The organism is Nocardia ninae NBRC 108245, assembly GCF_007990755.1.
In the GTDB taxonomy this organism is placed as follows: Bacteria; Actinomycetota; Actinomycetes; order Mycobacteriales; family Mycobacteriaceae; genus Nocardia; species Nocardia ninae.
Genome location: NZ_BJXA01000129.1, coordinates 1 through 15,354, shown reverse-complemented (window position 1 = coordinate 15,354; position 15,354 = coordinate 1). Strand labels below are relative to the sequence as shown.

The 15,354-nt window shown below is 69.4% G+C and carries 19 protein-coding genes; 4 read left to right on the top strand and 15 right to left on the bottom strand.

What is annotated here, in order from left to right:
- The 7 genes from ccsB to hemL form a co-directional block, all read right to left on the bottom strand.
- Positions 1–915, bottom strand: a 915-nt coding sequence (gene ccsB / locus NN4_RS42635) for a c-type cytochrome biogenesis protein CcsB (RefSeq protein ID WP_147143602.1), incomplete at its 3' end; no start/stop codon positions are given.
- A gap of 2 nt (positions 916–917) precedes the next feature.
- On the bottom strand, positions 918–2,576 hold the full coding sequence (gene resB / locus NN4_RS42630; RefSeq protein WP_147143599.1) for a cytochrome c biogenesis protein ResB: 1,659 nt from the start codon (positions 2,574–2,576) through the stop codon (positions 918–920).
- Positions 2,573–3,415: a cytochrome c biogenesis CcdA family protein gene (locus tag NN4_RS42625; RefSeq protein WP_147143596.1), complete on the bottom strand. Its 843-nt coding sequence runs from the start codon at positions 3,413–3,415 to the stop codon at positions 2,573–2,575. Before NN4_RS42625 ends, resB begins: the two co-directional genes overlap by 4 nt.
- A 48-nt stretch (positions 3,416–3,463) precedes the next feature.
- Positions 3,464–3,631 (bottom strand): hypothetical protein, encoded by a 168-nt coding sequence (locus tag NN4_RS45545; protein WP_159080737.1) that lies wholly within the window; start codon positions 3,629–3,631, stop codon positions 3,464–3,466.
- Between the two features lie 77 nt (positions 3,632–3,708).
- The gene (locus tag NN4_RS42620; RefSeq protein ID WP_147143592.1) at positions 3,709–4,350 is read right to left on the bottom strand and encodes a TlpA disulfide reductase family protein; all 642 of its coding nucleotides are present in this window, start codon (positions 4,348–4,350) and stop codon (positions 3,709–3,711) included.
- Positions 4,347–4,997 carry a histidine phosphatase family protein gene (locus NN4_RS42615; RefSeq protein WP_107660986.1) on the bottom strand — a complete coding sequence of 217 codons (651 nt, stop codon included), beginning with the start codon at positions 4,995–4,997 and terminating at the stop codon, positions 4,347–4,349. Before NN4_RS42615 ends, NN4_RS42620 begins: the two co-directional genes overlap by 4 nt.
- A 629-nt stretch (positions 4,998–5,626) precedes the next feature.
- Entirely contained in the window at positions 5,627–6,964 is a 1,338-nt protein-coding gene (gene hemL, locus NN4_RS42610; protein WP_147143589.1) for a glutamate-1-semialdehyde 2,1-aminomutase, read from the bottom strand.
- 176 nt (positions 6,965–7,140) lie between these two features.
- On the opposite strand from hemL, the gene NN4_RS42605 reads away from it, so the two are divergent.
- On the top strand, positions 7,141–7,512 hold the full coding sequence (locus NN4_RS42605; protein ID WP_107659563.1) for a hypothetical protein: 372 nt from the start codon (positions 7,141–7,143) through the stop codon (positions 7,510–7,512).
- 7 nt (positions 7,513–7,519) lie between these two features.
- Here the strand turns inward: NN4_RS42605 and NN4_RS42600 are convergent, their stop codons facing one another.
- The 6 genes from NN4_RS42600 to hemB all read right to left on the bottom strand — a co-directional run bounded on the left by NN4_RS42600 (position 7,520) and on the right by hemB (position 10,713).
- Positions 7,520–7,762, bottom strand: coding sequence for a hypothetical protein (locus NN4_RS42600; RefSeq protein WP_135233625.1), 243 nt, complete (start codon positions 7,760–7,762; stop codon positions 7,520–7,522).
- Between the two features lie 65 nt (positions 7,763–7,827).
- Positions 7,828–8,067: a hypothetical protein gene (locus NN4_RS42595; RefSeq protein WP_147143586.1), complete on the bottom strand. Its 240-nt coding sequence runs from the start codon at positions 8,065–8,067 to the stop codon at positions 7,828–7,830.
- A gap of 44 nt (positions 8,068–8,111) precedes the next feature.
- Positions 8,112–8,360: a hypothetical protein gene (locus tag NN4_RS42590; protein WP_147143583.1), complete on the bottom strand. Its 249-nt coding sequence runs from the start codon at positions 8,358–8,360 to the stop codon at positions 8,112–8,114.
- A complete protein-coding gene (mce1N, locus tag NN4_RS42585; protein ID WP_246181417.1) occupies positions 8,357–8,902 on the bottom strand; it encodes a transport-regulating membrane protein Mce1N in 546 nt (181 codons plus the stop codon). Before mce1N ends, NN4_RS42590 begins: the two co-directional genes overlap by 4 nt.
- A 312-nt stretch (positions 8,903–9,214) precedes the next feature.
- A complete protein-coding gene (locus tag NN4_RS42580; protein ID WP_147143580.1) occupies positions 9,215–9,739 on the bottom strand; it encodes a hypothetical protein in 525 nt (174 codons plus the stop codon).
- Positions 9,736–10,713 carry a porphobilinogen synthase gene (hemB, locus tag NN4_RS42575; RefSeq protein ID WP_147143577.1) on the bottom strand — a complete coding sequence of 326 codons (978 nt, stop codon included), beginning with the start codon at positions 10,711–10,713 and terminating at the stop codon, positions 9,736–9,738. Before hemB ends, NN4_RS42580 begins: the two co-directional genes overlap by 4 nt.
- A gap of 243 nt (positions 10,714–10,956) precedes the next feature.
- Between hemB and NN4_RS42570 the strand changes: the two genes are divergently transcribed.
- From NN4_RS42570 to NN4_RS42560, 3 genes are all read left to right on the top strand, one after another.
- The gene (locus NN4_RS42570) at positions 10,957–11,742 is read left to right on the top strand and encodes a hypothetical protein (RefSeq protein WP_147143574.1); all 786 of its coding nucleotides are present in this window, start codon (positions 10,957–10,959) and stop codon (positions 11,740–11,742) included.
- Between the two features lie 30 nt (positions 11,743–11,772).
- Positions 11,773–12,651, top strand: coding sequence for a tetratricopeptide repeat protein (locus tag NN4_RS42565; RefSeq protein WP_147143572.1), 879 nt, complete (start codon positions 11,773–11,775; stop codon positions 12,649–12,651).
- A gap of 116 nt (positions 12,652–12,767) precedes the next feature.
- Positions 12,768–13,040, top strand: coding sequence for a hypothetical protein (locus NN4_RS42560; protein WP_147143570.1), 273 nt, complete (start codon positions 12,768–12,770; stop codon positions 13,038–13,040).
- 78 nt (positions 13,041–13,118) lie between these two features.
- Here NN4_RS42560 and NN4_RS42555 read toward each other — a convergent pair whose 3' ends face one another.
- Both NN4_RS42555 and NN4_RS42550 read right to left on the bottom strand, forming a co-directional pair.
- Entirely contained in the window at positions 13,119–14,684 is a 1,566-nt protein-coding gene (locus NN4_RS42555) for a bifunctional uroporphyrinogen-III C-methyltransferase/uroporphyrinogen-III synthase (protein ID WP_147143568.1), read from the bottom strand.
- Positions 14,681–15,354 (bottom strand): hydroxymethylbilane synthase (locus NN4_RS42550; RefSeq protein ID WP_371865825.1); only part of this gene is annotated, 674 nt, incomplete at its 5' end. The genes NN4_RS42550 and NN4_RS42555, both read right to left, overlap by 4 nt.

Here is a 15,354-nt window from a genome sequence, read left to right as displayed (position 1 = left end):
GAGGTTGAAAAGCATTGCTACGAAACCGGCTACGTTGATCCAGGCGGCTTTGGTGTCGCGCCAACCGGAGGTGGCGCGGGCGTGGAGGTAGGCGGCGTAGAGGACCCAGGCGATGAAGGAGCAGGTTTCTTTGGGGTCCCAGCCCCAGAAGCGGCCCCAGGCGGCTTCGGCCCAGATGGCGCCGAGGATGACGCCCGCGCCGAAGAGGGGGAAGCCGATGATGGTGGCCTTGTAGGCGAGGCGGTCGAGGGTGCGGGCGTCGGGCAGGCGGCGGGCGATGGTGCCGAGGATGCTGTTCGACTCTTGGCCTTCGGGCTGGCGGATGCGGTAGAGGAACAGGAGGCTGGCGACGCCGGCGAAGAGGAAGACGCCGCTGCCGATGCTGACGATGGTGACGTGGATGGGCAGCCAGAAGGACTTCAGGGCGGGCACCACGGGGGCGGCGTCGGCGTAGAGGATGGTGCCCGCGAGGAACAGCAGGATCAGCACCGGGACGAGCAGGAAGACCCACATGGCGCGGTAACGCTGCTCGCGCAGGAACAGCGCGCCCATCAGGACCGCGGCGGCGGTGGCCATGGTGACGAACTCGTACATGTTGCCGAGCGGGAATCGGTGCGTCGCGAAACCACGCAGCACGATCGAGCCGATGTGCAGCACGACGGCGACGACCAGAACCGAGAACGCCGTGTTGCCGAGCCGCTCGGACAACGACTTAGCCGGTGGCTCGACGACCCGGCCCGGCAGCGCGGGATCGACGCTGGGTCCGCCGACGGACACGAGTTCGCGCTCCGCGACCTGACGGCTGCGCGCGGTGGCGTACTGCCAGATCAGCAGCACGAGCACCAGCGCGTAGACCACGATCGCGGTCTTGAACGAGAAATCGCTGTAGCGCGCGATGGTCTCGTTGATCGGCATCTCTACTCTCCCGTGGTCTTCGCGTCGGCCGAGTCGGGCCGCGCATCCAGCAGGCGCGCGCGTAGCCGGTCGAACTCACTGCCCCAGCCCGCCTGATCGGTCCGGGCGAGCCCGCCCATTTCTACTACGGTGCGTCGTTTGCCCAAGGTACCGGCTGCCCCTTCGGCGGGGTAGACCCGGACCCAGATCCGGCGCCGCTTCACCAGCAGCGAGACCAGCAGGCCGAGCATCATGGCCACCGCGCTCACCAGCACCCACTGCTGCGCCGGATCGTGCGACACCTGCAGATTCACGAATTCCTGGGCACCGTCGAAGGTCACCTTGGTGCCGTTGGGCAGGCTGGTAGACTCGCCGGGGCGCAGGTTCACCCTGGCCTCCTTGGCCAGTCGCCCCTGCTTGACCTGCTCGGGATCGAGTGCGAACAGCGACTGCGGCTTGCCGGTGTCCAGGCCGGTGTCGCCGCGATAGATGTCGACGGCGACGGCCGGATCGTTCATCGCGGGGTACGACGAGGTCATCAGGCTGCCGTGGAACAGCGCGGTCGGCGCGAACAGGCCCTCGATGGCGATCTGGTTCTTGCGCCGCTCCTCGTCGGTGGCGTACATGCCGCCGGGCGGGTCGATCCGCAGCACGCCGCTGGACAGGAAGGTCATCGCGTCGTCGGGGCGCCACTGGATGGTCTCGGTGCGGGTCTGCCCGTTCGGGAAGGTGACCGTGAAGGTCGGCGCGAAACCGTGGCCCTGCAGGTAGATACGGTCGCCCGCGACCCGCAGCGGATGGTTCACCTGGATGCGCGTCGCGCGCCAGGTGTCGCTCTGTAGGTCATCGCCGGACTGGTATTCGATGTTCGAGGTGAACATCTCGGCCTGCCCGTTGTTCAGGTAGTCGGCCTTGAAGTCCTTGACCCGCACACAGATCGGCGCCATGCCGGTGCCGTCGTTGACATTGCCCGCCTTGAACGAGTCGAAGACGGCCGGTGAAGTGGTGCAGAAGCCGGGCCCGTTGTTCGCGATGACGATGACGCTGCCCTCGTAGCCGAACAGCTTGCCGACCGCGATGGCGACCAGCAGGCAGACCAGCGCGAGGTGGAACACGAGGTTGCCGAGTTCGCGGGTGTACCCCTTCTCCGCGGCGAGGGTGATCTCGCCGTCCCTGGTACCCGGCCGGACCTCGGTGCGCCAACCGCGCAACTCTTTACGAACCCGCGTGACGACCTCGTCGGGCGTCTGCTCGGCGCTGCCCGAGTAGTGGTGCGGCAGCCTGGTCAGGTTGCGTGGCGCGCGCACCGGCGGGGTGCGCAGCGCGCGGTAGTGGTCGACACAGCGCGGCAGGATGCAGCCGACCAGCGAGATGAACAGCAGCACATAGATGGCGGTGAACCAGAAGCTGCCGAACACGTCGAACAGCTCGAACCGGTCCATCCACGGGCCGAGCGTCGGCCGGTCGGCGATGTACTGGGCGACCTTCTGCTCGTTGAGGTTTCGTTGCGGCAGCAGGGCGCCGGGAATGGCGCCCAACGCCAGCAGGAACAGCAGCACCAGCGCGGTGCGCATGCTGGTGAGCCCGCGCCAGGCGTTGCGGGCGAAGGCCACGGCACGGCCCAGCCGGGATTGCCTCGGCACCGCGGCGGGTTCGGTCACCGGATTTTCCGTCACGGTCATATCGGCAGTGTCACCTCGGAAACGAACGCGTCACGCACCCAGCCGACGAACTGGTCCCACACGCCGGTGACCAGTGCGGCGCCGACCAGGACGAGCAGAATGCCGCCGGCGACCTGGATGGCGCGCGAATTACGGCGCAGCCAGCCGACGCCGCGCAGCGCGCTGGCCGACCCGAACGCCAGGATCACGAACGGCAGACCGAGACCGAGGCAGTAGGCGACGATGAGCGCGACCCCGCGCACCGCGGTGGTGCCTTCGGTGCCCGCGGCCACCGCCATCACGCCGGACAGGGTGGGCCCGAGGCACGGCGTCCAGCCGAGTGCGAAGACGCCGCCGAGCAGCGGCGCGCCCGCGATGCTGGTGAGCCTGCGCGGCTCCATCCTGGTGTCGCGCTGCAGCGCGGGGACCAGGCCGATGAACACCAGGCCCATCAGGATGGTGACCACGCCGCCGATGCGTTGCAGCAGTTCACGATTCACGTTCAGGGTCTGGATCACGCCGAAAACCGTTGCGGTGGCGAGCACGAACACGACGGTGAACCCGGCGACGAACAGGCCCGCCGCACCGGCCACCCGCATCCGACCGGCCCGCAGGTCGGCCTTGGCCGACTCGACCGCTACCGAACTCGGTTGCGCCCCTTCGGCTTGCGCGACGGTGGCGGGCGGCGCCTCGGCACCGACGAGCCCCGCGAGATAGGACAGATAGCCCGGCACCAACGGCACCACGCACGGCGAAGCGAAGGAGACCAGGCCCGCCAGCAGGCAGGCGCCCAGCGCCAGCAGCAACGGTCCGGTCGCGGCCGTCTGCTGGAACGAATCCCCTACGGCGGCGAGCGGCATTACTCGGTCACCGGTGTCATGACCGGTCCACCGGTGTCACGCGGGGACTCACCCGGCCTCACCCTCCGGCGCCTGCTCGGCCGGTTCGGTGTCGCCGCGCAGCACGACGCGCTGCTCGGTGGGCTCGGTCGACTCGAACAGCACGCCGAAGTCCAGCAGCGAGTCCGCCGCGACGCTGCGCGGCACGGTGGCGATGCCCTTCCATCGGTCGTCCACGGCCCAGGCACCGCCGATTCGGCGGGCGCCCTGCCGAGGGCGACAGGCACGCAGGGTACGGGTACGACGATCGCGATTCACTGTGCTTCCTCCGAGGCGATTTTTTGAACAATCGGTTGCAGATCGTCGGCCAGCAATGAGCGCAGGAACACCGCGGCGACGCGATGCTGACGATCCAAGATCAGGGTGGTGGGAATGACGCTGGTCGGGAAATTGCCACCGAGGGCCAGCAGGGTGCGCATGGACGGGTCGTAGATGGACGGGTAGCCGACCTTGTTGTCGACGACGAAGTCCTGGGCCTTGTCCTGTTGCGGGTCACGGACATTGATGCCGATGAAGGCGACACCGCTGTCTTTCGTTGCGGCGTAGACCTTTTCGAGCGCGGGCGCCTCCGCGCGACAGGGTCCGCACCACTGGCCCCACAGATTGAGTACCACGACTTTGCCCGGATAATCCTGCACCGAGGTAGTTTTGCCCTCGGTCATCAGATCGGGCCCGGCCAGCTTGCCGATGGTGCCGCGCGAACTGGGCGGGTCGTAAAAGATCTCGGTTCTGCCGCCGGGCGAGACGAATTCGAAGGTGCCACCGGAGGCCACCGCGTCCTTACCGCTCGAGCAGCCTGCCAGCGTCACCACCAGGGCGACGCAGGCCAGCAGCACAGGAACGACCCGCCGGGCCGATCCGGCAGGCGGTTCAGCGGAGGCGGTGCACCCGATCATGCGCCGTGTACCGAGGGATCCGAACCACCGGCGGGCTCGGAGTAAACGATGTCGACGAGGGTGTCGCCCTGGTAGACCAGCGAGGTCAGCGACGCGAGCGAGCACTGGCGCTGGCGCGGGTCGTGCCAGAGCCGCTGGCCCTGCAGGAACCGGCGCAGCGTCCAGACCGGCAGCTGATGCGACACCAGCACCGCCTCACGCCCGGCCGCTTCCACCCGCGCCTTGTTCACCGCGGCCAGCATGCGGTGCGCGATCTGCAGGTACGGCTCGCCCCAGGACGGGGTGAACGGATCGCGCAGCTTCCACCAGTGCCGCGGCTTGCGCAGCGCACCGTCGCCGACGGAGACCCGCAGCCCCTCGAAGGTATTGCCCGCCTCGATCAGGTTCTCATCGGTGCGCACGAGCAGATGATGTTGTGCCGCAATCGGTTCCGCGGTTTCCTGGGCTCGCTGCAGTGGCGAGGCGATCACCACGGCGATATCGTGCTCGGCCAGCGCCCGCGCGACGGCTCCGGCCTGCGACCGGCCCGCCACCGACAGGCTGAACCCGGGCAGCCTGCCGTAGAGGATCCCGTTCGGGTTGTGCACCTCGCCGTGGCGCAACACGTGCACGATCGTCTCCACCGGCGCGGTGCCGCCATCGTGCAGCCGCGCTTCCCGCGGCGTCGCGTTCGACTCGGAAGGCGTTGCGGCGCTGTCGTTTTCCTCGACCGCCGGAGTCCGATCGGCCGAACCCGATGCGGCGGCGGCGAATTGCGCGCCCGCGTCGATAACGGTCGACTCGGCGGCGGAGTCAGCGCTCGGCCCTGCAGCCAGTCCGGCAACAGACCCGGTGGACGGCTCCCCGCCCGACTCGACAACACGCGCGTCGGCGACCGGCGCTGCACCCAGCCCGGCAACAGACCCGGCCGCAGCCGACTCAGCGGCACTCGCATCAGCGGACGCGGCGCCGGTCGCCGGGGCAGCCGACCCGGCACCAGATCCTTCCGAAGCCGACTCAGCGGCACTCTCGCCGGCCGACGCGGCACCGGTCTCGGTGACCGGCGCGGCAGCTGCTCCGGCAACGCCCGAAGTGACCGCATCCGACGCGGGCCTCGTCTCCGCGACCGGTGCGGCGCCCAACCCGGCAACAGAACCGGCTGCGTCCGAATCGGCGGCGACGGCATCAATGCCCGCCTCGACCGCGGCTGCGTCGGCAGTGCCCGCGGCGTCGGCGGAATCAGTGGCGGACTTTGCTAGCTCGCGCTTGTCGGCATCGGGCTGATCGTGATCGGAGCTCACGCGCGGGATCCTTCGGGAGTGGCGGCCGCGGCCGCGTGTGCGGCGGCGGGCAGGGCGGCGGCGATACGGTCGAACGCGTCCTCGTCGAGCGCCGCGGACACGAACCACGCCTCGAACGCGCTCGGCGGGGCGTACACGCCACCGTCGAGCAGTGCGTGGAAGAACGCGGGGTAGCGCCAGGTCTGACTCGCCTTGGCGGCGGCGTAGTCGGTGACCGGGCGTTCGGCGAAGAACACGCTCACCATATTGCCCGCGAACTGCACCTGATGCTCGACGCCTGCGGCGCTGAGCGATTCGCCGAACAGCGCGCCGAGCCGTTGCGCGTTCCGATCCAGCGCGGCGTACACCGCGGCGTCGGCCGCACGCAGCGTGGCCAGGCCCGCGGCGACGGCGACCGGGTTACCGGAGAGCGTGCCCGCCTGATAGACCGGGCCGAGCGGGGCCAGGTGGTTCATGATCTCGGTGCGGCCACCGAACGCGGCCGCGGGCAGGCCACCGCTCATCACCTTGCCGAAGGTGTAGAGGTCGCCGGCCACGCCCTCGCGACCGAACCAGCCCGCCGGGCTCACCCGGAAGCCGGTCATCACCTCGTCCATGATGAGCAGCGCGCCGTGCTCGGCGGTCAGCTTGCGCAGTCCCGCGTTGAAGCCGGGCAGCGGCGCCACCGCGCCCATGTTGCCCGCGGCGGCCTCGGTAATCACACACGCGATGGCGTCGGGGTGCGCGGCGAACGCGGCGGCGACGGCGTCGAGATCGTTGTAGGGCAGCACGATGGTGTCGGCCGCCTGCGCGCCGGTGACGCCGGGCGAGGTGGGCAGCCCGAGGGTTGCTACGCCGGAGCCCGCGTCCGCGAGCAGCGCGTCCACGTGGCCGTGGTAGCAACCGGAAAACTTGATGATCTTGGCGCGCCCGGTGTAGCCGCGCGCCAGCCGCACCGCGCTCATCGTGGCCTCGGTGCCCGAGTTCACCAGGCGTACCCGGTCCACCGGGGCGACGCGTTCGATGATGGCCTCGGCCAGTTCGATCTCCGCCTCGGTCGGCGCGCCGAACGACAGGCCACCGACCGCGGCTCGCTGCACCGCGTCGACCACCGCGGGATGCGCGTGCCCGAGAATCATCGGGCCCCACGAGCACACCAGGTCGACGTACTCGTTGCCGTCCGCGTCGACGAGGGTGTAACCGTGCGCGGACGCGATGAATCGCGGTGTGCCACCAACGGAGTTGAAGGCACGCACCGGCGAGTTGACACCGCCGGGAATCACCGAACATGCCCGGTCGAAGAGCTGGGCGGAAACCGGCACCGATGCGCTGGTCACGCGCGGAGAAGAACTCACGACCTCCAGTGTCTCAGCCCGTTCGGATCGGGTCGACGACAGGGTGTAGTGGGGGTGACGCAGACCGCAACACGCCGGGGCACTGTTTACGCCGTATTCGATCGCCCTGAGATTGCTGGTGCGTAATCTCGGGCGTCACCATTCATCTGCCCCGGAGGATTTCTATGCGGTTTGCCATGTTCAGTGCTGCTGTATCCACCGCGCTCGTCGGTGCGACCGTCGCGTTCGGCGCCGGTTCGGCCGCGGCGGTGGAACCGGTCGCGCAGCCCGATCGGATCGGCGTGCAGCTGAGTCATGAGGAGACCAGGATGGTCGCCGACGGTCCCATTCCGGCGGTGGTCACCATGTTCGTGCCGCTGAACCGGATCGGCGTCGGTCTGAAGGCCGATACCGCGATCTACAAGGATGAGAACGGCGGCGTGCACGCGTCGTTGCGGCAGACGATCGTGGAAGCGGCGAATCATTCCGACGGAACGATCACCCTGTTCCTGAACGCCCCCGGTACCCGCAACGGCCGCGTGCTCGACGTCTATCAGAACTGGAGCTGAGCCAGGCTCAGCTGTACATGCACGGTGCCTGCGCGGACACGGTGTGCAGGTAGCACATAAAGGTGTTGTACGGGCCCGCGGAACCGGAGTCCGGCACCAGCACCGGCGCGTCCACGGGACTCACCGCGGTGTCGACCGCGCCCGCGGGCTCTAGCGGAAGTCCGGGGTTCGCACCCGCTGGCGCGGCACCGATCCCGATCGCGGCGGATATCGCCAGTGCGGCACAGACTTTCACAGCAAGCCGGTTCATCAATCCCAATCCTTGGTAGGCACAGGTTTACGGCCGAAATACTAACGGCCGCAGCGGGATTGTGGTCAGGTAATGCCGATGCACCAGAGCGCGAAGCCGGTGGTCGCCAGGCAGGCCAGCGGCGCGGGCAGCGCGTGCAGCAACGGCGGTGGCGGGGTCTGCACCAATATGGGCACCACCGCGGCCGGTGGGGCCGGGGAAACCTCGGCGGGTGCCGCGACCGCCGGGGTCACCGTTGCCGCGCCGATCAGGCCCGCGGCGGCGGCGCCGAGGAGCGTTCGCTTGACCGTGACTGTGGGTTTCATGGATTCGATGTTCCCGCGATCGGCGGGCCGAAACGGTCGAGCTGTCAGTGGCGCCGGCGAACGCGCGCCGCGCGAGTAACCGCGTCGATGGCGAACAACCCGGCGATCGCGAGCAGCACCGCGGCGAGCAGCAACCACGGCGCGACGTAACGGGTCGCGACGAACTCCGGCGCCTCCCCCAGCGCGGCGAAGGTGCTGGTCTGGATACCGTTGCGCCAGCTGAGTACCGCGGCGACGAGGCCGAGCAGCACCACACCGAGTTCGACGGCGATCACCGTGATCGATGTCTTCAACGGTCCGTTCCCTTCTCACTGTGCTGGGTCTCCGGTGCCGAATCATCCGGCGGCGAGTCTGTTTCGGGCGCTTGGCCGATCGCCGTGGTCAACGCGGCGCGCAGCGCTCGATGGTTCTTCGCCCACGCCTGCACCAGGCTGCCGTCGGACAACCGTAACCCGATGCCGGTGCGGCGCCGGGGCACGCCGCTCAACTCCCCCAGCGCCCGCGCCGATTCCCAGTCCTCGTCGTCCCAGGAGTCTTCGTCGCGTTGGGGCAGCACGGCATCGATCGAACCGAGCGGCAGCGTCTCGGTGCCGTCGCGCAGTGTGGTCTCGGTGAGTTCGACGCTGACGTGCCGCCGCCCGGCGGTCACCTGCAGCACCACGAACATGGCGATCAGCGAGCCACAGAAAAGAAGAGCGAACCAGTGCACGGAGCTACCGGTCGCGATCTCCAGTACGAAGATGATCAGGCACAGAATGGGGCCGTAGGCCACGGTGCGCCACCGAGCACCCGGCTCGGCGAACAGCACGCCGGAATTGTCGAGCGCCTTGCTCACGCGACGCCCACAGCGTCACGAATCGGCAAGGCGGAGCGCGGAATCAGCGAGTGAGACCGGGCAACAGCAGCACAGCGACGGTGAGCACCGCGAACAGGATCAGCAGGCTCAACACGGCCAGTTCCCGCCGAATGCTTTGCGGCTGTTGGATCACCACTCGCACCGATGCCTCCGATTCCCCGGAGCCATCTGACGGATTCCCTCACGCGAGGTAAGACAACGTCTGACAAACAACTACCGGTTCCCATGTCCACTGTGACAACCCTCACGATACATGCCGGCCGTGCCCCGACAAATTCGGGCGCCAACCGTTCACCGGCGGCTCATCTGGAAATAAGCGGTCGGTTCCGGGCGGTGCGCCAGGTAGATCGCCCCGCCCGCGAGCACCGCCTGCACGATCGCCGCGCCGCCGGCCACCAGCGAGGCGGCGCTGGTCACCGAGTTGAACGCGAACAACGCGCCGACGCCGATCACCACGAGCCACGCGCCGACCACGGTCAGCAAGGTGCGCGCCCAGAGCTTTCCGCGCGCGAACTGGTGCACGATCAGCAGCGCCAGCACCGCGACACCGAGCCCGAGGAACACCGCTACGACGTAGACCAGCGTGACCATCAGTTCGGCGCTGGCCAGGGTGACGTGCGGGTCCTGCTCCCTGGCCTGGTCGAAGACCTGCTGGGCGAAGGTGCGCCGCTGCGGCAGCGCGGCCACCATCGACGCGATCAGCTGCACGACCCCGAATCCGACCACGCCCCACCACAATTGCCGGGCGGTGCCGACATCCACCGGCATCGGCGCTGGGGTGGGCGCGGCGCCGACCGGTCTCGGCGGGTTCGTCACGACAACCAGTGTGCGGCCTCGGTCGCCCAGTAGGTGAGCACGATGTCCGCGCCCGCCCGCCGGATCCCCATGAGCGACTCGAGGATGGCGCCGCGCCGGTCGATCCAGCCGCGCTCGGCGGCGGCGGTGATCATCGCGTACTCGCCGGAGATCTGGTACGCCGCGACCGGAACGGTGGAGTGGTCGGCGACGTCGCGCAGGATGTCCAGGTAGGACATGGCCGGCTTGACCATCACGATGTCCGCGCCCTCGGCCAGGTCCAGCTGGAGTTCGCGGATCGCCTCGCGCCGGTTCGCCGGGTCCTGCTGGTAGCTGCGCCGGTCGCCCTCCAGCGAGGAGGCGACGGCCTCCCGGAACGGGCCGTAGAACGCCGAGGCGTACTTGGCGGCGTAGGCGAGGATGCCGGTGTCGGTGCGCCCGACCGCGTCCAGGCCGCGCCGGATCGCGCCGACCTGACCGTCCATCATGCCGCTGGTGCCGAGCAGGTCCGCGCCCGCGGCGGCCTGGGCCAGCGCCATCTCGACGTAGCGGTGCAGGGTGGCGTCGTTGTCGACGGAGCCGTCGGGTCCGAGCACCCCGCAGTGCCCGTGATCGGTGAATTCGTCGAGACAGGTGTCGGCCATGAGCACCGTCGAGTCGCCGACCTCGTCGGCCAGCGCGCGCAGGCCGCGGTTCAGGATGCCGTCCGGGTCGCTGGCCCGGCTGCCGGTGGCGTCCTTGTCCTCGTGGCGCGGCACGCCGAACAGCATCAGCCCGCCGACGCCCGCGGTCACCGCTTCGACGGCGGCCTTGCGCAGCGAATCCATCGAATGCTGCAGCACGCCGGGCATCGAGCTGATTTCCCGTGGCTCTTCCAGGCCGTCGGCCACGAACATCGGCAGCACCAATTGCCGTGGCTCCAGCGTGGTTTCGGCCACGAGACGACGCATGGCGGGGGTACGGCGCAACCGCCGTGGGCGGTCCAATCCGGTCATAACCGCACGATACGCCCGGCGCCGGGAGCTGTCGCGAGCGCCCGTCGCCTCGCGCGCGAGGGAGCTCGACCCGCCGCGCCGGAGTCGGGCGTTTCGCCACGACAGCGGCTCGACCGCGGGCCCGGCATGCACACACCGGCCCGCCGAGCCCGAGTTCGGGAGCAACGGTGTGTGAAATCACACCTGCCGCGCAGGCCGATGGCGCATACTCCGACAAGAGGGCGAGACCCCCTGGGGGACAGCATGACCGAACCGCACACCGAAATCTCGCTGGCCCGAGCCGCCGACTTCGAGTCGTGGGTTGCGGTCCTACTGTCGGACTGGTGGCCGGTGCTCACCGGTGGACTCACAGCACCGGCGACGACACTGCGCGCCTGGCGCGCCGCGGACGCCACCGGGCAGATCTTCCGCGTCGAGTTCATCGCCCGGCAGCTGGCCGAGCCCGAGTTGATGACGGTGGCGCGGCGCGCCTTCGACGACCTCGGCATGACACCGGACGAGCGCGAGATGACGCAGAGCCTGGGCAGGCACCTGGTCGGGCACACCGAGGACGCGACCGTGCAACTGCGTTTCTCCGACACCGCGCACACCATCTTCCTGCGTCTGCAGAGCAGGCCGTGTCAGGTCTCCACGGCCGCCGGGTGGCAGCTGAGCGCGATGCCCGACGCCACGCTGCCGTTCCCGAACACCACAACCGGACCGATGGACATCCGGGTGGCCCGCAACAGTGCCCGGCATCTGCTCGCGCAGCACAGCGCGCGGTTCGCCACGCCTGCCGATCCGTTCCAGCTCGGACCGCAGGGGCACGTCTCCGATGTGGGCTGGGCGTTCGTCTTTCCCTGGTCCACCACGTCCTGGTACGCCGACGGCACCTCGCCGGTGCTGGAGCCGGGCACCAAGGGGCCGATCGTGGTGGTGAAGGACACTGGAGATACCTGGTTGCTCGACAGCCTGAGCAGCTACGAATCCCAGCTCGCCGAGTACGCCGACGCCAACGGTTACCGGCACGGCACGCCCGATCCGGCCTGAAAGGTCCGCGATGACCCGAACCGCTCCGTCATGACCTCGCCTGCGCCGGGTGCCCGACCCGATCCGGTGCCCACCGCGCACCAGCGCAGGCTCGACACGCTGCGCGCCATCGCCGAGCGCGGCGACCTCGGCGCCATGGCGCAGCTCGGGCACCTGCTGCGCGAGGCGGACGACCTGGGCGGCGCCGAGCACTGGTTCCGCAAGGCCGCCGAGCGCGGCAGTGCGGCCGCCATGGCCGACCTCGGGTTGCTGCTCGGCACGCACGGCCGGATCGCCGAGGCGGTGCGCTGGCTGGAAGCGGCGGACGCCGCAGGCTGTCCTGGGGCGGGCCTGCAACTGGGGTTGCTGCATCTGGAGCGCGGCAAGATCGATGACGCCGAGCGATGGCTGCGACCCGCGGCCGAGGCCGGGTCGCCGGAGGCGTTGTGCAACATGGGCGTTGTCGCCAATCGACGCGGCAGCAACGACGAGGCCGAGCAGTGGTACGAGCGCGCCGCCGAGGCCGGAAACCCCACGGCCATGCGAACTTTGGGTCTCTACATGGCTAGACGCGGCGAACTGGACCGGGCCGTCGAGCTGCTCACCGAGGCGGTCCGGCGCGGACGCACCGATGCCATGGCCATCCTGGGCTCACTGCATCTCGATCACGAGGACACCGCGGCAGGCGAGCACTGGTTGCGCCGCGGGGCCGAGGCCGGCGACCCCGACTCGATGTTCCATCTCGCCCTGTTCCTGCGCGAGCAGGATGCCGCTCCGCTCGCAGGGGATCTGAGCGAGCCGAGTGTGCTGCGGGCGGCCGCGGCGATCGCCACCGGCCGGACACCGGCCCAGCAAGAAGCCAGGCAACTGCTGGAACGCGCCGCCGCGCTGGGCCATCCGCAGTCACTGCACCTGCTCCACGACATCTGACTACCGAGTTCGCCAAAACCCTTGCGGCCAGCGGTTTTTGTCGGTGCCCTTCGATATAATCGAAGGAGTGTTCGAGGGGGCTCGCCGAGTCCCCGATCGCAACGGGAGGGAAGCCTGTGCCCGCGACGAAGACCGTCCTCATCGATCGTCCCTACACACCGCTGGAGAAGAAACCGCTGCCCGCTGGGCGGCCGCGGTCGTGGTACGTCCGCCACAACCGCAAGCTCAAGGCGATGCGCCTGACCATCGCCCTGCTGGATTCGGGGGTCTACAACCCGAGCAACGCCAACAACAAGCGGATTCGGCACGCCGCCGAGGTCGTCGGCATTCGCCCACCCTCCGATACCACCTGCAACATGGTGCGCACGCTGATGCGCAAGCGGTACTGAGGCACCGCTGTCGGATCGATGACGCGAAAAGCACCCTGCCCGTACCGAACTCGGTACGGGCAGGGTGCGCGAAGCGGGTCAGCGGCTGCGGCGGCTCTTCTTCCGCGGCGGCGGCAGCAGGCCCTCGGCGCGGAGCCGGGCGGCATGTTCGGCCAGCGCCTCGACCAGCGGACCGACCTGGGCGACCTCGGGCTGCACGTCGACGCGCAGACCGAATTCGATAGCGGTCTCGGCGGTCTTGGGGCCGATGCACGCGACGATGGTGCGCGTGTGCGGCTTGCCCGCGATACCGACCAGATTGCGGACCGTGGAGGACGAGGTGAACAGCACGGCGTCGAAACCGCCGGTCTTGATCATCTCGCGGGTCTCCGCGGGCGGCGGCGAGGCACGCACCGTGCGGTAGGCGGTGACATCGTCGATCTCCCAGCCGCGGTCCCGCAGGCCCTCGGCCAGCGTCTCGGTGGCAATGTCGGCGCGCGGCAACAGGACCCGGTTCACCGGGTCGAAAACGTCGTCGTAGGGCGGGAAGTCGGCGAGCAGACCCTCGGAGGACTGTTCGCCGCTGGGCACCAGCTCCGGGTTGATACCGAACGAGCGCACCTTGTCTGCGGTGGCCTCACCGACGCAGGCGATCTTCACGCCGGAGAAAGCCCGTGCGTCCAGACCGAACTCGGCGAACTTCTCCCACACCGCGCGCACCGCGTTGGTGGAGGTGAACACCACCCACTGGTAGCGGCCGTCGACCAGGCCCTTCACCGCGCGCTCCATCTGCGCGGGGCTGCGCGGCGGCTCGACCGCGATCGTCGGCACCTCCATCGGAATGGCGCCGTGCGTGACCAGCCGTTCGCTCATCTCGCCCGCCTGATCCTTGGTGCGCGGCACCAGCACGGTCCAGCCGTACAGCGCCCGCGACTCCCACCAGGACATCTTCGAGCGCGCCGCGACCACCTTGCCGATGGTCACCACCAGCGGGCCGACCAGCTCGGAGGCGGCACTGTTCAGCGTGGCCAGGGTGGCCTCGATGGTGCGCTGCTGCCGGGTGGTGCCGCGCACGGTCACCGCGACCGGGGTCTGCGGCGCCATGCCGTGTTCCACCAGGGCACTCGCGGTTTCGGCCAGGTGGCCCGAGGTCGCGTGCAGCACCAGCGGTCCGGGCGCGGCGGCCAGCGCGGCCCAGTCGACCTCGCCGCGCACGTCGGCCTCGGTGTGCCCGGAGCCGAGCGCGATGCCCGCGTAACTCGGCACCGCCGAGCCGTTGGGCAGGCCGGGCAGCACCTCGAACACCATGTGCGAGCGGGTCACCGCGTTGACCTCGGCGATCACCGAATCGGTCGTCAACGGGTCACCGGCGACGACGCGGACCACGTCGTGGCCGTTGCGGGCCTCGGCGATCAGCGTCTTGGCCACCTCGGCGGGCTCGCCGAGGGCGGGCCGCACGTCGACCGAAGACTCACCGTCGGCGCCGGGCTCGACCGCGGTCCCGATCAGGGCGAGCACGCCCTTGTCGACGTCGGGGTCGGTGAAGGCGAGCGTCGCGCGCCCGATCACCTCGCGAGCGCGCACGGTGAGCAGCGCCGGGTCGCCCGGACCTGACCCGACGAAAAGGATCCGACCAGGATGCTTCTTGGTAGCTCGACCGCTCATTGGTTGTTCTCCATTGGGCTGGGTTGGGTGAAGTCTGGGGCGGGCCGATTCACCGCCTGTGTATCCGAACCGGACTCCGGTTCGAGGGCGCTGGTCCCGTCGGGAACGCTGGATTGTTCGGTGACACTGAGCAATTCGCGTGCGCCCATATCGAGCAACTCGCGAGCCAGCGTGCGGCCGAGCTCATCCGCATTCGCAGGCGCTCCGACTATCGAGGCACGAAGCACATCGGAGCCGTCGACGGCGGCCGCGCAGGCGCGCAGTGACAGTTCGTCGAAGATCCGGCCGTCCTCGTCGATCGACTCGACCACCTCGGCGAGCGCGCCGATAGGCGCGGTGCAGCCCGCCTCCAGTTCGGCGAGCAACGCCCGCTCGGCAACGACCGACGCACGGGTGGGGGCATCGTCCAGTGCGGTGAGCACCTCGATGAGTTCGTTGTCGTCGCTGCGGCATTCGACGGCCAGCGCACCCTGGCCCGGTGCGGGCAACATCTGCACCGGCTCCAATGCCTCGGTCACCGCGTCGAGCCGGTCGATTCTGGCCAGGCCCGCTCTGGCGACCACGACCGCGTCGAGTTCGCCTTCGCTGACCTTGCGCAGCCGGGTGTCCAGGTTGCCGCGCAGCGGCACGATATCCAGGCCGAGGCCGAGCGCCCGCAGCTGCGAGGCGC

Excerpts from the sequence above, each read along its gene's own strand:
- resB (WP_147143599.1), bottom strand. The coding sequence starts at position 2,576 with ATGACCGTGACGGAAAATCCGGTGACCGAACCCGCCGCGGTGCCGAGG.
- NN4_RS42625 (WP_147143596.1), bottom strand. The coding sequence starts at position 3,415 with ATGCCGCTCGCCGCCGTAGGGGATTCGTTCCAGCAGACGGCCGCGACC.
- NN4_RS42620 (WP_147143592.1), bottom strand. The coding sequence starts at position 4,350 with ATGATCGGGTGCACCGCCTCCGCTGAACCGCCTGCCGGATCGGCCCGG.
- NN4_RS42605 (WP_107659563.1), top strand. The coding sequence starts at position 7,141 with ATGTTCAGTGCTGCTGTATCCACCGCGCTCGTCGGTGCGACCGTCGCG.
- NN4_RS42600 (WP_135233625.1), bottom strand. The coding sequence starts at position 7,762 with ATGAACCGGCTTGCTGTGAAAGTCTGTGCCGCACTGGCGATATCCGCC.
- NN4_RS42595 (WP_147143586.1), bottom strand. The coding sequence starts at position 8,067 with ATGAAACCCACAGTCACGGTCAAGCGAACGCTCCTCGGCGCCGCCGCC.
- hemB (WP_147143577.1), bottom strand. The coding sequence starts at position 10,713 with ATGACCGGATTGGACCGCCCACGGCGGTTGCGCCGTACCCCCGCCATG.
- NN4_RS42570 (WP_147143574.1), top strand. The coding sequence starts at position 10,957 with ATGACCGAACCGCACACCGAAATCTCGCTGGCCCGAGCCGCCGACTTC.
- NN4_RS42565 (WP_147143572.1), top strand. The coding sequence starts at position 11,773 with ATGACCTCGCCTGCGCCGGGTGCCCGACCCGATCCGGTGCCCACCGCG.
- NN4_RS42555 (WP_147143568.1), bottom strand. The coding sequence starts at position 14,684 with ATGAGCGGTCGAGCTACCAAGAAGCATCCTGGTCGGATCCTTTTCGTC.